This is a genomic window from Streptomyces sp. HSG2 (assembly GCF_016598575.1).
In the GTDB taxonomy this organism is placed as follows: Bacteria; Actinomycetota; Actinomycetes; order Streptomycetales; family Streptomycetaceae; genus Streptomyces.
This window is the reverse complement of the sequence record NZ_CP066801.1, coordinates 4,001,200-4,017,150: the sequence shown is the minus strand read 5'-3', so window position 1 is coordinate 4,017,150 and position 15,951 is coordinate 4,001,200. Positions and strand designations below refer to the sequence as shown.

Genomic DNA, 15,951 nt, shown 5'->3' with positions numbered 1-15,951 from the left:
GTTCGTCCGGACTGGTGCACACTGGAGGGAAGCGAAGGCCGATGCCAGTGCGGGGTGATAGACATGCGTAGCCGCTTCCGGAGCGATCGAGGGCTCACCATGCGGATGGGGCTCACGCTGTTCCTGCTCGGCCTGTTGTACGTGGCGTTCATCGCGCTGCTGATCGCCCTCCTGCGGTCCTGGGTGCTGGTCGTCGTGATCGCCGGTGTGGCGCTGTGGGCCCAGTTCTGGTTCTCCGACCGGATCGCCCTGTACGCGATGCGGGGCAGGGTCGTGGAGCGAGAGCAGTATCCGGAGTTGCACGCGCTGGTCGACCGGCTGAGCGCCATGGCCGACATGCCCAAGCCCACGGTGGCCGTCTCCGACATGGACATGCCCAATGCCTTCGCCACCGGGCGGAACGCCGACCACGCCGTGGTGTGCGTGACCAGCGGGCTGCTGAGACGACTGGATCCCGCCGAGTTGGAGGGCGTGCTCGCGCACGAGATGTCGCACGTGGCGCACCGGGACGTCGCCGTGATCACCGTGGCCTCCTTCCTCGGGGTCATAGCCGGCCTGATCGTCCGCTTCGCGTTCTACTCCCAGTTGTTCGGCGGCGGGCGCCGCGACCAGAACACCGTCGTCGTCTTCGCCGCCGTGATGGGCGTCTCCGCCGCCGTCTACGCACTGAGCTTCCTGCTGATCAGAGCCCTCTCCCGATACCGGGAGCTGGCAGCGGACCGCGCGGCGGCGCTCCTGACCGGCCGGCCGTCGGCGCTGGCCTCGGCGCTGACCAAGGTCACCGGCGACATCGCCCGGATCCCGAGCAAGGACCTGCGGACGGCCCAGGCCTTCAACGCCTTCTACTTCACCCCGGCGCTCGGCGCCCGGCCCGGACTGGCGCGGCTGTTCTCCACTCACCCGAGCCTGGAGGACCGGCTGGAGCAGCTGGGCAGGATCTCGACGGAACTGGGCGAAGCGGCGGCACCCGAGGGCGCCTGAGAGGTGCCGCCCGGCCCCGTGGGTGTCCGCGGACGCCCACGGGGCCGAGCACGAGACGACCGTCCGCGGCGCGGGCGACGCTCTTCGAACCCTCGATTCCCCCTGGGGTGGACCACCGACTTCGCCCACTCAGCCCCCCCGGTCGGCGCCCCGTCCTCGCCGCCCGCCACGCCGCGCCGGCGACGCCCCACCGGACCGGCCCCCGACCCGCGCGGGGGCCTCGCCCGCACACCCGGCCCGCGGGCCGGACACGCACGAAGGAGTGCCGATGAGACTGCTCGACATCCTGCTGGGCCGCACCCGGCCGGTCGCCCCCGACCTCGACCGACTCTTCGCCGTGCCGTCGGCGGCCCTCAGCCTCCAGGCGGCGACCGGGTTCACCCCCACCGGTCGGGGGGCGGTCTGCTTCGCGACGGTCGAGGGTGCCGCCTTCGAGCAGACCCACCGGGAGGTCATGGAGCTGCTCGGCGCGGACGCCGAGCGCGGCGGGCTCCCCGTCGAGCTGAGCCGCGACGACTACGGCTATTCGTGGCTGGAGTCCCAGCGCTCCCCCGACGCCATGCCCGCCCTGGTCAACGACCTGCACGCGGTGAACAGCACCCTGGAGGCGAACGGCTTCGGCCCCCAGCTCCTGTGCTCCCTGGTCGGCTTTCACCACGAGGACGGACGGCGGATCGCGCTGGTCTACCTCTACAAGCGGGGCACCTTCTACCCCTTCGCCCCGCTCTCGGGCGGCGGACAGCGGCGCGACAACCCCCTGGAGTTGCGGGTGCGGGCCGCCCTCTCCGACGACCTGTCGATCGAGGGCGACCTCGCGCGCTGGTTTCCGGTGTGGGGCGCGCCGGGCCTTTGAGCCGGCGCGCCCCGAACGTGGGTCGGAGTGTCGGTCAGCGCGAGAACCGCATCAACACGCGGACCATGCGGCACGTGGTGTCCGACGGCCGGTGGAGGCCGATCGTCCGCGCCGCGCCGCGGATCGTGTCGTCGGAAGCCTGGATCGGTCGGTGGACACCGGAGTCGAGGAGGGCGATGGCGAGGCGCATGGCCTTGAGTCGTCGGTTGTGCGCGATGTACCAGGCGCGGGGGCGACCCGGCGGCAATGGCCTCTTGCGGACCGGTGCGCTGGGCGGGTGGACCGGCGCACCGGGGCGCGATTCGGGGGCGGGGGACGGCTGGGGCTCGGGCTCGACGGCGGCAGCGGGCACGGGCATCCTCTCCTGTCGCGGTTCGGGTGGCGCCCGCCCGGGGCGCCACCTTCGAACATGTCTTCCATTCTAGGAAGAGGCACCGACACGGAGCCGTCGCCCTCGCCCGACGGGGACCCCGCCGGGCGAGGGCCCGCGAGTCGGCGACAACTCCGTGTGTTCGCGGCGTAGTCGGGGCGGGAATTTCCCACGGGATCCTCGTTCGCTCCCGGGACGGTTGAACGCCTCCGGGGCGGCCCGCGTATCTGAGGGGGCCGCTTCACTCCTGACGGGCGCCTCGATGCCCCCGCAAGGAAGCAGAGGAGTTCCATGGGACGCAACACAAGAAAGCGCCGTACGCCGCTGGCCACGAAGGCCATCGCCGCGTCCGCGGCCCTCGCCGTCGGCGGGGGCGGGTTGGTCTGGGCCAACTTCTACGCCTCGGCGCACGAGAAGAAGTCCGACCAGGACCAGATCAAGACCGTCGCGGCCCAGGTCGCCACCCTCGACTGCCCCGACGTGGGGCAGCAGATCTCCGGTGTGCCCGAGCGGGCGCGCGGTGAGGTCGACCGCGAGCTGGCCACCCTGGACGAGCAGATCACCACCGCGTACAAGCGCCTCGCCTCCACCCGGAAGGCCCAGGAGCAGGACGGCCAGTACGTCCAGAACAGCATCCTCAAGCCGCTCAAGGACCGGCGGAAGGCGGTCATCGACCGAATCCAGCAGAGGATCGACAGCGCCGGAGGCGACGCCGACGAGAGCATGGACGAGCTGGCCGGCTGCGAGGGGCTGCCCGCCGACGAGGTCCAGCTCACCAGAGGCCGCGGCCGAGGCGACGACAGGGGGGGCCGGGGCGACCGCGACCGCGGCGACGGACAGGACCAGGGCGACGCGCAGGACCAAGGGGACGGGCAGGACCAGGGCGACGGCGCGGACCCGGGCGACGTCGGGGACATCGACGACAACGGCAACGGCGCCGCCGGCCCGTTCGCAGCGGACTTCGTGGACATCACCACCGTCGAGCCCAACGTGCCGCCGGCCAACGGCAACGGTCTCAAGGCGGACGGGGACACCGGAAGCCAGGGCAGTTTCACCACCTTCTGCGGCGTCAACGAGAACGACCTGTTCAACAGCGACAACCTGGTCGTGGCGCCCGGCGTCGACAACGGCGCCCACCACACCCACGACTACGTGGGCAACCAGGGCAACACCGCCTTCGCCAGCGACGAGGACCTGGAGGCCGCGGACACCACCTGCCGCAACACCGCCGACAAGTCCACCTACTACTGGCCGGTGCTGCGTCTCCAGGACGGCACCGACGAGTTCGACGCCGACGACCTCGGCGGCGGCGCGGAAGGCAACGTGGGTCGGATCCTGAAGGCCGACGAGGCCGAGATCCGTTTCGTCGGCAACAAGGCGGGCGACGTCGTCGCGATGCCGAAGTTCCTGCGGGTGATCACCGGCGACGCCAAGGCCTTCACCAACGGCGACGCCAACGCCAACGCCTCGCTCAGCTGCACCGGCTTCGAGGACCGACAGCTGACGGACCTCTACCCGATCTGTCCCGAGGGCAGCAAGCTGGTGCGCACCGCGAACTTCCAGAGCTGCTGGGACGGTCAGAACATCGACAGCGCCAACCACCGCGACCACGTGGACTTCGTGCAGGCTGACGGAAGCTGCGCCAACGGGTTCCAGGCCATCCCGCAGTTGCAGATCCGGCTGGTCTACGACGTTCCCGCCCCGGTCGTCGAGGACGGTCAGGTCCGCAGCCCCTTCGCCGTGGACGGTTTCCCGGAGCAGTTGCACAAGCCGATCACCGATCACAACGACTTCATCAACGTCATGGACGAGGACCTGATGGACCGGGTGGTCGAGTGCGTCAACAGCGGGAGGGACTGCCAGTGACCCGGTGAACCGGGCCAGGGGGGAGGAGTCGGCGGTGGTCTCCACCGCCGACTCCCGCGTCTTTCGGGCTTCTTCGCCGCCCGGGTGACGCCAAGCGCCGCCGACTTCAGTGTTCGGCGTGGTTGAGGCCGACCTCCACCGTGCCTCCCAGGCTGCCCCGCAGCTCCGACAACGTGTCCTCGTGTCCGACGGCGACCCACTTGCGGCCCACGAGGTAGTACCCCCCGTAGTCCTTGGCCGTGTTGATCCACTCACGCTGGCCCCTGTCGGTCGCGAAGGTGGCGAGGACGTACTTCTCCTCCCCCTTCTCGCAGATGGCCTGACGGATCTCGTCGGCGTCCGTCTGCATGTTGGGGTTGCATCTCACCTCCGCGGCCAACTGCTCCAGGTTGCCCGTGGCGGTCTCGGGCACCGCGTCCGCCTCCTCCGTCCCGGCCCCACAGCCGGTCAGCGCCAGGGCGGCCACAACGGCCACCACCATCGGCGTCGGTCGGGTCGGCCTCATGTCTTCCTCCGGTCCTCGGGCGGTGTGCTCGCCCGGCCTCGACACGAACCCGGGCGTACCCCCATACGGCCCGGGCGCGCTCGGCGCTCAACCGCCCCGGCACAGCCACGCGCGCGTCCCACCCGACGGGCGTCACCGGCAGCGCCGGTGACCATCACCGGGGTCGCTCGTTTTCCCGACCGTGCAATCACAGGAAGCCGGTTCGCGTCACAAACGGCGGGCCGCCCCGGCCATTGCCGTCGAGCGGGCCGAGGCCGCCCTCGTCGAGCACTACCCCCGGCTCGTCCGGCTGGCGTACCTGGTGCTGCCTCCCGCGATGGGGCGCCGCCGGGCGGTCGCCGCGCACGCCCTGACGCAGGGGTCCCTTCCCCGACGCCCCACACGTCCTCCGGCCGCGCCCACCCGACCCGGGGACCCCGCGTACGCGCTGCTGCGGGCCAGGGTCGTGCGGGCCGCGCTCCGCGCCGATCCCCGACCGCTCCCTCGCGGCCTGCCCCGGCTCTCCCGGCTGCCGCCACTCCTCCCCCAGGTCCGGGGACTTCTGCTAGGTCCTCGCGCCCTCGGCCCCCACGAGGACGCCTTGGAGAAGGACTTGTCCGCGCTGTCCCCGGCGGGGCGTGCGGCCTTCGCGCTGCGCGGCCTGGAGGGGCTCTCCGGCAGAGAGGTGCGCGAGGCGTTGCGCGCGAGCGGGGTCGCCGACACCGCCGCGGCGTCCCGCGAGGCGGACGCCCTGGCCGGGCGGGAACCTCTCCTCTCCTCACCGGGGTTCGACGCGTGCACGCTGCGGGCCCGGCCGACGCCGCTGTCCCGTCGCCGGCGGCACGGACAGGCGACCTTGGCCGCCGTCGGCGCGCTGGTCGCGTGCGCGGCCCTGGTGGGCGGGCCCTCGACCGACTGGGGTCCGGAGGGGGCCGCGGCGCCGCCCTACGCCCGCAACCCCGCCGCCGAGGAGGCCCTCGACCCGTCACTGCTGACCAGGGCCCGACCCACCGCCTGGCGCACCGCCGACCGGACGGACTTCGCCGTCTGGCCCGCCCGGGGCGACCTGGTGGACGACGAGGGGCTGTTGCGCCGCGCGCTCGCCGTGTGGGCCAGGCCGGGCCGGACGGTGCGCGTCTCGGCGACACCGGGCACGCCCACCGGGGGGCCGGCCGGACCGCCGCGGCTGCTGTACGCGGGCACCCTGGACGCCGCGCGCGTGGTGATCCTCCACGACGGTCTGCGCCTGGTCCGGTACGCCGAGCCCGCGGAAGGGGAGGGGGGCGCCGCACTGGACCTGGCGCGCACCGACGCCGCGGACCGCGCCTCGGCCGCCGCCGTGGTCCTGGGTCGCACGGACGGGAACACGCGCTATCTGACCGCTCCGTGGGTGACGGGGGCGGCCGAGGTGGACCTGGCACGACCGGGCGACGAGGCACGGGAACTCTCCCTGACCGACGGGGTGACCTCCCCGGCGGCCGGGGCGACGCCGACGGAGGGGGCGTGCGCGTCCTGGCGCGTCCTGGAGCTGACCGACGGCGAGGACCGACGGTTGATGAGCGACCTGGGCGAAGTGGTGCCCGCGCACCTGACGGCGGGACCGCCCGGCACGGCCGGCGAGGTGGTGGGGGCGACGGCCCGGCGAGCCTGGGCCCCCTTCGCGTGTTCGCTGGGTTCGGCCCGCGGGCTGGGGGTGCGGTCGGTGAACGCCTGGGCCTTCGCCGAGCAGCCACTGCCCGAGGAGAGCGGCACCGGCGCGTGGGTGTGCACCCGGGCGACCACGTGGCGAGGGGAGGCCGCGCGGACGCTGGTCCAGTTCCACTCGCCGGACCGTCCGTCCGGAGCCGTGGTGGCCGCGGCCGAGGGCGTTCCGGCGTGCGGAGCCCGCGACCCCGGGGTGCTCGCCGGGGTGCTCTGGACGGCGCCGGGGGGCGAGCGGTACCTCCTCGCCGCGGGCGACCCGGACACCACGTCGCTGCGGGCCACCGGCGGGGTCGAGGCGTCCGCGGACGGGCACGTCCTGACCGCGCCGGCCGACGACGTCGCGCGGGTGCGGTTGTCGGGCACCTCACGGGACGGGCGGAAGATCACCCCGCTGGGCGGCGACGGCGGCTGATCGGCCCTCACCTCACGCCGCCTCGCCCTCGTCGCGTACGACCGGGCCGCGCCGCCCCGGGGCGGACGCCGGCCCCCGGCGCTCGACCCGCTCCCGCCCTCCGCCGAGAAGCCACCGACGCTCCTGCCGCTGGTGTCCGGTGCGTTCATCCCGACCACGTCGATGACGGGATGGATTCGACCGATCGCCGAACAGCGGCCCTTCACGCCCACCATCCAGACCCCGTGCGGTCTCCCGCTCGGTGGCGAGGCCCGCGGCGAGGCCGTGCGGGCGGTCGCCCGCCGTGCGGGCCGCGTCGTGCTCGGGCAGGCCTGGCCGGCGTCCCCGTTCCGGCGTGGGCGACGGCAGTCGCTCGTCGCGGCCCGCCACGCTCTCCACATCGGAGAGTTCCGGCCATTGAACGGCTGGAAACAGTCGGTAGGGTGGTCGTATGACCACTCCGGTACGCCGCAGGATGGGAGTCGAGGAACGCCGAAGCCAGTTGGTCGGCGTCGCCCTCGAACTGTTCCGCCGTCGTTCGCCCGAAGAGGTGTCGGTCGACGAGATCGCACGAGCCGCCGGCGTGTCGCGGCCGCTGGTCTACCACTACTTCCCCGCCAAGTCCGACCTGCGCGAGGCGGCGCTGTGGCGGGCGGTGGAGGAGTCGACCGCCCGTCTCTCCCGGACGCCGGGGGACGCGCCGGCCGAAGGCCTGCTGGACGTGACGGGCTGCTTCTTCGACTTCGTCGAGGAACACGGCGCGGGATACGCCGCCTTCCTTCGGTCCGACGACGCCGGGGCGCGGCCGGGCGAGGGCGGCACGGTGGTGGACGCCCTGCGTCGGGCCGTCTACGAGGGTGTTCTGGCGCGCCTGGGGGTCGCGGACCCGCCGGCACGGCTGGAGTTGGCGGTCCGGTCCTGGATCTCGCTGACCGAGTCGACGGCGCTGATCTGGTCGGACGGCCGGCACGGCCCCCGGGCGGAGGTGGAGACCCAACTGGTGCACGGGCTCGTCGCCCTGATCGCCGTCAGCGCCGAGCACGACACGGAGACGGACGACCTGCTTCGCCGCTCCCTCGGGGACCGGCCCCGCGGCGGCCCCCTCGCCGGCCTGGTGGGCCGGTGGGCGGTGGACGGCACGGACCGGGGCCGGTGACGCGGTCCCGTCGGCCGGGGTCCGGTGGCGCCGGCGCCACCCCCGGGCCGGGTCGCCGTGGGCAGGTCTGTGATACTCTTCAGGAGTTGCAGTTGTGGTACCCATGAACCTATGTGCGCCTGACGGAAATGCTTCTCCTCGGGCGCATTAGTTGTTTTCCGGCTTCTCCGGATGGGGCCTCTGCCTACAGAAGGAGAATGTCATGGCACAGGGAACCGTGAAGTGGTTCAACGCCGAAAAGGGTTTCGGCTTCATCGAGCAGGACGGCGGCGGCCCGGACGTCTTCGCCCACTACTCGAACATCGCGACCCAGGGGTTCCGTGAGCTCCTGGAGGGTCAGCGCGTCTCCTTCGACGTCACGCAGGGCCAGAAGGGCCTGCAGGCGGAGAACATCGTCCCCGCCTGATCGCCGGACGCGTACCCGCTCACCGGGGCCCGCACCGTCGTGGTGCGGCCCCGGTTTGTGCTGTTTCCAGGAAGGCAGACAAGCCCATGGCCCGTAGGCCCCAGCGGCCGAACCGGCGCGCCTCGTCACCGCGACCGACCACGTCGTCCCCGAAGGAGTTCCGGCTGCCGCAGAGCACGACGCCGGCTCTGCCCGCCGTCGAGGATTTCGCCGCTCTCGACATGCCCGACGCGCTGCTGCGGACGCTCACCGCCCAGGGTGTGACGGCCCCGTTCCCGATCCAGGCCGCCACCCTGCCCAACTCGCTCACGGGACGGGACCTCCTGGGTCGGGGCCGCACCGGCTCCGGCAAGACCCTGGCGTTCGGACTGGCCTTGCTGGCGCGGACGGCCGGGCTGCGCGCTCGTTCCAAGGCACCACTCGCCCTCGTCCTGGTGCCCACCCGGGAGCTCGCCCAGCAGGTGACGGACGCGCTGACCCCCTACGCGGACGCGGTGGGTCTCCGGCTGACGACCGTGGTGGGCGGTCTGTCGCTGACTCGACAGGCCAACGCGCTGCGGCGTGGCGCCGAGGTGGTCGTGGCGAGCCCCGGCAGGCTCAACGATCTCGTGGAGCGCGGGGACTGCCTGCTCGACGACGTCAGGATCACCGTGCTGGACGAGGCCGACCAGATGACGGACATGGGTTTCCTGCCGCAGATCACCCGGGTCATCGAGCGCGTGCGGCCGGACGGCCAGCGCATGCTCTTCTCGGCCACCCTGGACCACAACATCGACCGGTTGGTGCAGCGGTTCCTCACCGACCCCGTGGTGCACTCGGTCGACCCGTCCGCCGGAGCGGTCGCCACCATGGAGCACCACGTGTTCCACGTCCAGGACGAGACCGACAAGAAGGCCGTGACCACGCGGATCGCGGCCCGGGACGGTCGGGTCATCCTGTTCCTGGACACCAAGCGGTCCGCCGACCGGCTGGCCAAGCGGCTCCTGTCGGTGGGGGTGCGAGCCGCGGCCCTGCACGGAGGTCGCTCGCAGCCGCAGCGCAACCGCACCTTGGAGCAGTTCAAGAACGGACAGGTCACCGCGTTGGTGGCGACGAACGTGGCGGCCCGGGGCATCCACGTCGACGACCTGGACCTGGTCGTCAACGTCGATCCTCCCGCCGACCACAAGGACTACCTGCACCGAGGCGGGCGGACGGCTCGCGCCGGCGGCTCCGGCAGTGTGGTGACGCTGGTCCTGCCGACCGAGAAGCGGGACGTCTCCCGGCTCATGACACACGCCGGAATCCGCCCGCGCACGACCAGGGTCGGCTCCGGGGACGCGGAGCTGGCCGAGATCACCGGGGCGCGCGAGCCCTCCGGGGTCGCGGTGACCATCGAGGCGCCCGCCCGGCCGGCACAGGCGCCACCGCGATCCGGGCGGAAGCCGGGCGCGGAGGGCGGTGGGCGTTCCGGGCGTCGGCGCGGGAGTGGTGGTCGGTCCGGGTCGCGTGGCTCCGGTCCCCGCTCCGAGGCCGGGCCCGCGAAGGGCGGCACGACCAGCGGCTCCGGCGGGCCCCGACCCGCCCGGCGGCGGGGGCGGCGAGGCGACACCACGCGCTGACCGCCGGCCGGTCCACCGAACTCGGTACTCGGCGTCCTTCCGCCCACCGGTCCCGTAGGGAGACCGGTGGGCGGGCGTCGCCCTGCCGTGCCTCAGGCGGAGGTGGTCCACCAGACCGTGGTGTCCCCCGGGACCTTGGCCTCCCCGTCGGTCTCGGTGACCTCGCCGCTGGCCACGAGGATCCGACCGTGTGCCGGCAACACGACCGACTCGGCGGTGGTGTTGGCGACGCACACGAACTCACCCCGCCGGAACGCGAGGACGCCCTCGGGGGCGCGCAGCCACTCGACCGCGTCGCCCCCTCCCAGGTCCGGCTGGTCGCGACGGGCCGCCAAGGCCGCGCGATAGAGTTCCAGTGTGGAGCCCGGCACGCCCGTCTGGGCCTCGACACTCAGCTCGCCCCAGTTCTCGGGCTGGGGGAGCCAGGCACCTCCCGAGCCGAAGCCGCAGGACGGCCCCGAGCGGGTCCAGGGGATCGGCACCCGGCAGCCGTCGCGGAAGCCGTCCTGGCCGGCGCCTCGGAAGAAGGCGGGGTCCTGCCGCGCCTCGTCGGGGAGGTCGACGACGTCGGGCAGGCCGAGTTCCTCCCCCTGGTAGAGGTAGGCCGAGCCGGGCAGCGCCAGCATCAGCAGGGTGGCGGCCCGGGCGCGACGCAGGCCCGTCACGCGGTCGCCCGCCGAACGGAGCTGGGTGCCGAGGCCGGGCGGGTTGCCGAAACGAGTGGCGTGACGCGTGACGTCGTGGTTCGAGAGCACCCAGGTGGCCGGCGCCTTGACGGCCCGCATCGCGGCCAGCGTGCGGTCGACGACGTCGCGCAGCGCGCGGGCGTCCCAGTGGGTGGTCAGATACTCGAAGTTGAACGCCTGGTGCAACTCGTCGGGGCGGACATAGCGGGCGGTGCCCTCGACGGTGGGGGTCCACGCCTCGGCGACGAAGACGCGCCCGCCCGGCCCCCGCCCCTCCTCCGCACGGCACTCGCCTCCCGGCGCGTCGGTGTACTCGTCGCCGACGCGCCGCCAGGACCGGTAGATCTCGTGGACGCCCTCTTGGTCGAAGTAGGGCACGGCGTCCGTCTCCAGCAGGCGCAGCCGCTCCCGGGATCCCAGGTCGGGCAGGCCCTCGGCCTTGACCAGGCCGTGCGCGACGTCCACGCGGAACCCGTCGACACCCAGATCGAGCCAGAATCGGAGCACGGAGCGGAACTCGTCGGCGACGGCCGGGTGGCTCCAGTCGAAGTCCGGCTGCTCGGGGGCGAAGAGGTGGAGATACCACTCCCCCGGGGTGCCGTCGGGCTCGGTGACCCGTGTCCAGGCGGGACCCCCGAAGACCGACTTCCAGTCGTTGGGAGGCCGTTCACCACCGGCCCCCTTGCCCGGCCGGAAGTGGTAGCGCGCACGCGACGGCGAGCCGGGGCCCTCGGCGAGGGCACGCCGGAACCAGGGATGCCGGTCCGACGAGTGGTTGGGGACGAGGTCGACGATGACGCGCAGGCCGAGCCGGTGGGCCTCGCCGATCAGGTCCTCGGCGTCCCGCAGGGTGCCGAACACCGGGTCCACCGCACGGTAGTCGGCGACGTCGTACCCGGCGTCCGCCTGGGGGGAGGCGTAGAACGGGCTGAGCCACACGGCGTCCACGCCGAGGTCCCTCAGGTGCGTCAGCCGGCCTCGGGCGCCCCGCAGGTCACCCACGCCGTCGCCGTCGGAGTCGGCGAAACTGCGGGGGTAGATCTGGTAGATCACCGCGTCGCGCCACCAGTCGCGGCGCCTCGCGCCGGTGGGCGGGCGGGTCGTCTCGGGGACCGCGGGGTGTCGAGGGCTCATGTCGTCCTTGCTCGCTGACGGCGTCGTGGGGGTGTTCCGGCCTCCCTCGGATGATGGATCGGGCGAGGGCCGTTCCGCACCCCAGTCCGACCCGGGTCCCCCGATCGTGGGTCGCCACCCCTGCCGGTTGCCCGGGAGACGCCCGGCGCGCGCGGGGGCATCGGTCCCGCGCTCCGGCGGGCGACCTCACGTGCGAAACCGTTCCAGAACGTGCGTACCGGGGCGGGCGGAGGGATGATCGGTGGGAACCGTCATCTCTGGCAAACTCTGTGCCCATGGGCGAAACGACCGTGACCACGACGAAAGGCCGCCAAGCGGCACTTTCCTCCTCCGTCGCGGACGAGGTTCCCACCCCCTCCGCGAACCCGGACGGACATGCCCCGGGGCGCCGGTCGCGACATCCTCGCGCGCCGCGCCTGTGGTTCGAGATCCTGCTGGTCGCGGTGAGCTACTGGACGTACTCACTGGTGCGCAACGCGGTCCCGGAGCAACGGGACCAGGCCCTGCGGAACGCCGAGTGGCTCTGGGAGGCCGAAGGGCGACTCGGCATCGCCGTCGAAGAGTCGATCAACCACGCGGTGAACTCCGTGACCTGGCTCATCGTCGGCATGAACTACTACTACGCCACCCTGCACTTCGTGATCACCCTGGCCGTGCTGGTCTGGCTGTACCGTCGGCATCCCCTCCGCTACGCGCCGATCCGCACGGCGTTGTTCGCGACCACGGGCGTGGCCCTGGCCGGCTACTACCTGTATCCGCTGGCGCCGCCGCGGCTGATGAAGGGCGATCTCTTCGTCGACACCGTCATGACGCACCAGACCTGGGGCTCCATGGCATCCGGCGACCTCAAGAACATGTCGAACCAGTACGCGGCGATGCCGTCGATGCACATCGGCTGGTCGCTGTGGTGCGGCCTGACCCTCTTCGCGCTCGCCCGCGTCCCCTGGGTACGCGTGCTGGGTCTGCTCTACCCGGCGCTCACCCTGGTCGTGATCGTCGCCACCGCCAACCACTTCTGGCTGGACGCGGTGGGAGGCATGGTGTGCCTGGGGTTCGGGTACGGGGTGGCCCGACTGTGGTACGGGCCCCGACCTCGCCTCACGACCCGGCTCGCGCCACCGCGCGGTCCACGACCGGGCCGGTGGCGGGGAGGGGGCCCGGCGCCGCCCGGTGGGGGTGCCGAGGTCGGCCGGCGGGAGTCGTCGACGTCTCAGGCCCCGTAGAACAGCTCCTCCACCACCGCGCGCGAGCGGCGGGCGGTGCGCCGGTAGTCGTCCAGCATGTCGCCGGCGTGGCCGGGTCCGTAGCCCAGGTAGCGGGCCACCGCGGCCAGCTCCCGGCGCTCCGAGGGGAAGGTGTCGCCGGCCCGGCCGCGCACCAGCATCACGGCGTTGCGTACACGAGTGGCGAGCACCCACGCCTCGTCCAGGACGGCGGCGCGCTCCGCGTCCAGCAGGCCCGCGTCGCGCGCCGCGTGGAGCGCCCGCCTGGTGCGAGTCGTGCGCAGGGAGGGCAGCTCGTGGCCGTGCCGCAGTTGCAGCGACTGCACCGTCCACTCGACGTCGGACAGCCCGCCCGGGCCCAGTTTGGCGTGCAGCTTGGGGTCGGCGCCGCGGGGCAGCCGCTCGGTCTCCATGCGGGCCTTCAGCCGCCGGATCTCCCGTACCGCGTCGTCGGGCAGCCCGCCGACCGGGTAGCGCAGCGGATCCACCAGTTCGACGAATCGGCGCCCCAGGTCCTCGTCGCCCGCCACCGGCTCGGCGCGCAGCAGCGCCTGCGATTCCCAGGTCAGCGACCAACGCCGGTAGTACGCCTCGTACGACTTCAGGGTGCGCACCAGCGGGCCTGAGCGCCCCTCGGGCCGCAGGTCGGCGTCGATGGGCAGCGGCGGATCGGCGCTCGGCGAGGCGAGGAGCCGGCGCGTCTCGGCCACGACGCGGTTGGCCGCCTCCGCGGCCTCGCGCTCGTCCACGCCGTCCCGGGGCTCGTGGACGAAGAGCACGTCGGCGTCGGATCCGTAGCCCATCTCATGGCCGCCGAATCGCCCCATGCCGATGATGGCGAACCGGGTGGGGAGTTCCTCGCCCCAGCCGTCCCGCACCACGGCGCGCAGCGTTCCCGCGAGCGTCGCCGCCGTCAGGTCGGAGATGGCGCCGCCGACCCGGTCGACCAACGCCCCCTCGTCGGCCTCGGCGGGTCGGGAGTCGGTGCCGTGGGAGCCGACGACGTCGGCCGCCGCCGTCCGGAACAGCTCGCGCCGCCGCACCCCCCGCGCGGCGGTGACCGCGCGCGTCGCCCCGTCGGCACGCCGTACCGCGGCGAGGACCTCCTGTTCCAGTTGGTTCCGCCCACGCGGGGCCAGGCCGGCCCCGTCCCGGTCGCCGAGCAACGCCACCGCCTCCGGGGCGCGCATCAGAAGGTCGGGAGCGAGCCGGCCGGCGGACAGCACCCGGGCCAGGTTCTCGGCCGCGGCGCCCTCGTCGCGCAGCAACCGCAGATACCACGGTGTCCTGCCGAGGGCGTCGGAGACGTTGCGGAAGTTGAGCAGTCCGGCGTCCGGGTCCGCGGAGTCGGCGAACCAGCCCAGCAGCACCGGAAGCAGGGTCCGCTGGATCGCCGCCTTCCGACTCACGCCCGAGGCCAGGGCCTCCAGGTGACGCAGCGCCGCGGCCGGGTCCTCGTAACCGAGGGCGACCAGCCGCTCCCTGGCCGCGGTGGGCGACAGCCGAGTCTCCCCCGGGGCGAGTTGGGCGACCGCGTCCAGCAACGGCCGGTAGAAGAGCTTCTCGTGGAGGCGGCGGACCGCCGTGGCGTGTCGCCGCCACTCCCGCAACAGCGTGGGCACCGGGTCGGTGCGCATCCCCAGCGACCGGCCCAACCGACGCAGGTCGGACTCCTCCTCGGGGACGAGGTGGGTGCGACGGAGTCGGTACAGCTGGATGCGGTGCTCCATGGCGCGCAGGAAGCGGTACGCCTCACCCAGTCGCGCCGCGTCCGCCCGCCCCACGTAGCCGCCGGCGGCGAGGGCGGTCAACGCGGTCAAGGTGGTCCCGCTGCGCAGGGAGGCGTCCTCCCGACCGTGGACGAGTTGCAGGAGTTGCACGGCGAACTCGACGTCGCGCAGGCCCCCGGGGCCCAGCTTCAGCTGCCGTTCCACCTCCGCGGCGGGGATGTTCCGCACGACACGGCGGCGCATGCTCTGCACGTCGGAGACGAAGTTGTCCCGCTCGGCGGCCTGCCACACCAGGGGGCGCAGGGCGGCGACGTAGGCGGCGCCGAGCTCCGCGTCGCCGGCGACCGGCCGGGCCTTGAGCAGCGCCTGGAACTCCCAGGTCTTGGCCCAGCGTTGGTAGTAGGCGAGGTGGCTGCTGAGCGTTCGGACCAGCGGGCCGTTCCGGCCCTCCGGGCGGAGGTTGGCGTCGACCGGCCAGATGGAGCCCTCGACGGTGGTCTCCGAGCAGATCCGCATCAGCCGCGAGGCCAGCCGGGTGGCGGCGGGCAGGGCGGCGGCCTCGTCCACGCCGTCGGCGGCCTCGCCGACGAAGACGACGTCCACGTCCGACACGTAGTTCAGTTCTCGACCGCCGCACTTGCCCATCGCGATCACCGCGAGCCGGCAGCGCTCGGCGTCCTCCGGCGCGTCCGCCTCGGCCAGGCGCAGCGCGGCCCGCAGGGTGGCCGTGGCCAGGTGCGCCAGTTCCGCGGCGGTCTCGACGACGTCGATGGTGCCGCACACGTCGCGGGCGGCGACGGAGAGCAGACAGCGCCGATAGGCCACACGGAGGCCGACCGCGTCGCCGGCCTCTCCCAGCTCCCGCTCGTACTCCGGCACCCCCCGGTGCAGGTCCCGCGCCTCGTACGTGGCGAGGATCCGCCAGTCGCCGGCGTGGCGGGTGAGGTGCTCGCCGAGGGCGGCGGAGGAGCCGAGCACCCCGAGGAGTCGGTCCCGCAGCGGCTTGGCCGTCGTCAGGGTGTCGAGCAGTTCCCGGCGGTCGGCGGGGGCGGTCTGGGCCTCCAGCAGCCGCGCCAGCGAGGCCAGGGCCAGGTCCGGGTCGGCGGTGCGGCCCAGGGCCTCCAGCAGCACCGGGTCGGCGCGGACCGGTGCCGGCTCCGGGCCGTCGAGCAACCGCTCGGCCGCGGCGGGATCGGTGAAACCGTGCCGCAGCAGTCGCGCGAACGTACTGCCGCCACGTCCCGGCGCCGTCATCCCGGCCCTCCCGTCGGATCGAGGTCGTCGCGCCAGAGCGTAGTCCGTACCGCGCGGGTCGCTCGTTCGGGCCGGGGACCGGCGCGACACGCGCCGTAGACCGCCTTACTCG

Annotated in this window: 12 protein-coding genes; 8 read left to right on the top strand and 4 right to left on the bottom strand. The window is 73.4% G+C overall.

Features of this window, described 5'->3' with window-relative positions:
* Window positions 1-63: 63 nt before the first annotated feature.
* Window positions 64-981 (top strand): zinc metalloprotease HtpX, encoded by a 918-nt coding sequence (htpX, locus tag JEK78_RS17350; protein WP_200260503.1) that lies wholly within the window; start codon window positions 64-66, stop codon window positions 979-981.
* A gap of 268 nt (window positions 982-1,249) precedes the next feature.
* Window positions 1,250-1,834, top strand: a complete 585-nt coding sequence (locus JEK78_RS17345) for a hypothetical protein (protein ID WP_200260500.1) — start codon at window positions 1,250-1,252, stop codon at window positions 1,832-1,834.
* 34 nt (window positions 1,835-1,868) lie between these two features.
* Here JEK78_RS17345 and JEK78_RS17340 read toward each other — a convergent pair whose 3' ends face one another.
* Window positions 1,869-2,186: a hypothetical protein gene (locus tag JEK78_RS17340; protein WP_200264222.1), complete on the bottom strand. Its 318-nt coding sequence runs from the start codon at window positions 2,184-2,186 to the stop codon at window positions 1,869-1,871.
* 309 nt (window positions 2,187-2,495) lie between these two features.
* On the opposite strand from JEK78_RS17340, the gene JEK78_RS17335 reads away from it, so the two are divergent.
* Window positions 2,496-4,070: a DUF1996 domain-containing protein gene (locus JEK78_RS17335; protein ID WP_200260497.1), complete on the top strand. Its 1,575-nt coding sequence runs from the start codon at window positions 2,496-2,498 to the stop codon at window positions 4,068-4,070.
* A 106-nt stretch (window positions 4,071-4,176) separates the two neighbouring features.
* On the opposite strand, the gene JEK78_RS17330 is transcribed toward JEK78_RS17335, so the two are convergent.
* Window positions 4,177-4,575, bottom strand: a complete 399-nt coding sequence (locus tag JEK78_RS17330) for a hypothetical protein (protein WP_200260494.1) — start codon at window positions 4,573-4,575, stop codon at window positions 4,177-4,179.
* A 181-nt stretch (window positions 4,576-4,756) separates the two neighbouring features.
* Here JEK78_RS17330 and JEK78_RS17325 point away from each other — a divergent pair, with 181 nt between their 5' ends.
* The 4 genes from JEK78_RS17325 (at window position 4,757) to JEK78_RS17310 (ending at window position 9,812) form a co-directional block, all read left to right on the top strand.
* The gene (locus JEK78_RS17325; RefSeq protein WP_200260491.1) at window positions 4,757-6,670 is read left to right on the top strand and encodes a hypothetical protein; all 1,914 of its coding nucleotides are present in this window, start codon (window positions 4,757-4,759) and stop codon (window positions 6,668-6,670) included.
* A gap of 430 nt (window positions 6,671-7,100) precedes the next feature.
* A complete protein-coding gene (locus tag JEK78_RS17320) occupies window positions 7,101-7,805 on the top strand; it encodes a TetR/AcrR family transcriptional regulator (RefSeq protein WP_200260489.1) in 705 nt (234 codons plus the stop codon).
* A gap of 202 nt (window positions 7,806-8,007) precedes the next feature.
* Window positions 8,008-8,211 carry a cold-shock protein gene (locus tag JEK78_RS17315; RefSeq protein WP_200260486.1) on the top strand — a complete coding sequence of 68 codons (204 nt, stop codon included), beginning with the start codon at window positions 8,008-8,010 and terminating at the stop codon, window positions 8,209-8,211.
* An 86-nt stretch (window positions 8,212-8,297) separates the two neighbouring features.
* Window positions 8,298-9,812, top strand: a complete 1,515-nt coding sequence (locus tag JEK78_RS17310; RefSeq protein ID WP_200260483.1) for a DEAD/DEAH box helicase — start codon at window positions 8,298-8,300, stop codon at window positions 9,810-9,812.
* A gap of 92 nt (window positions 9,813-9,904) precedes the next feature.
* Here JEK78_RS17310 and JEK78_RS17305 read toward each other — a convergent pair whose 3' ends face one another.
* Window positions 9,905-11,632, bottom strand: coding sequence for an alpha-amylase family glycosyl hydrolase (locus JEK78_RS17305; protein ID WP_200260480.1), 1,728 nt, complete (start codon window positions 11,630-11,632; stop codon window positions 9,905-9,907).
* Between the two features lie 275 nt (window positions 11,633-11,907).
* On the opposite strand from JEK78_RS17305, the gene JEK78_RS17300 reads away from it, so the two are divergent.
* The gene (locus tag JEK78_RS17300; protein ID WP_200260477.1) at window positions 11,908-12,855 is read left to right on the top strand and encodes a phosphatase PAP2 family protein; all 948 of its coding nucleotides are present in this window, start codon (window positions 11,908-11,910) and stop codon (window positions 12,853-12,855) included.
* On the opposite strand, the gene JEK78_RS17295 is transcribed toward JEK78_RS17300, so the two are convergent.
* A complete protein-coding gene (locus tag JEK78_RS17295; protein ID WP_200260474.1) occupies window positions 12,843-15,839 on the bottom strand; it encodes a bifunctional [glutamine synthetase] adenylyltransferase/[glutamine synthetase]-adenylyl-L-tyrosine phosphorylase in 2,997 nt (998 codons plus the stop codon). The genes JEK78_RS17300 and JEK78_RS17295 overlap by 13 nt on opposite strands.
* Between the last annotated feature and the right edge of the window lie 112 nt (window positions 15,840-15,951).

Excerpts from the sequence above, each read along its gene's own strand:
- htpX (WP_200260503.1), top strand. The coding sequence starts at position 64 with ATGCGTAGCCGCTTCCGGAGCGATCGAGGGCTCACCATGCGGATGGGG.
- JEK78_RS17345 (WP_200260500.1), top strand. The coding sequence starts at position 1,250 with ATGAGACTGCTCGACATCCTGCTGGGCCGCACCCGGCCGGTCGCCCCC.
- JEK78_RS17335 (WP_200260497.1), top strand. The coding sequence starts at position 2,496 with ATGGGACGCAACACAAGAAAGCGCCGTACGCCGCTGGCCACGAAGGCC.
- JEK78_RS17330 (WP_200260494.1), bottom strand. The coding sequence starts at position 4,575 with ATGAGGCCGACCCGACCGACGCCGATGGTGGTGGCCGTTGTGGCCGCC.
- JEK78_RS17320 (WP_200260489.1), top strand. The coding sequence starts at position 7,101 with ATGACCACTCCGGTACGCCGCAGGATGGGAGTCGAGGAACGCCGAAGC.
- JEK78_RS17315 (WP_200260486.1), top strand. The coding sequence starts at position 8,008 with ATGGCACAGGGAACCGTGAAGTGGTTCAACGCCGAAAAGGGTTTCGGC.
- JEK78_RS17310 (WP_200260483.1), top strand. The coding sequence starts at position 8,298 with ATGGCCCGTAGGCCCCAGCGGCCGAACCGGCGCGCCTCGTCACCGCGA.
- JEK78_RS17305 (WP_200260480.1), bottom strand. The coding sequence starts at position 11,632 with ATGAGCCCTCGACACCCCGCGGTCCCCGAGACGACCCGCCCGCCCACC.
- JEK78_RS17300 (WP_200260477.1), top strand. The coding sequence starts at position 11,908 with ATGGGCGAAACGACCGTGACCACGACGAAAGGCCGCCAAGCGGCACTT.
- JEK78_RS17295 (WP_200260474.1), bottom strand. The coding sequence starts at position 15,839 with ATGACGGCGCCGGGACGTGGCGGCAGTACGTTCGCGCGACTGCTGCGG.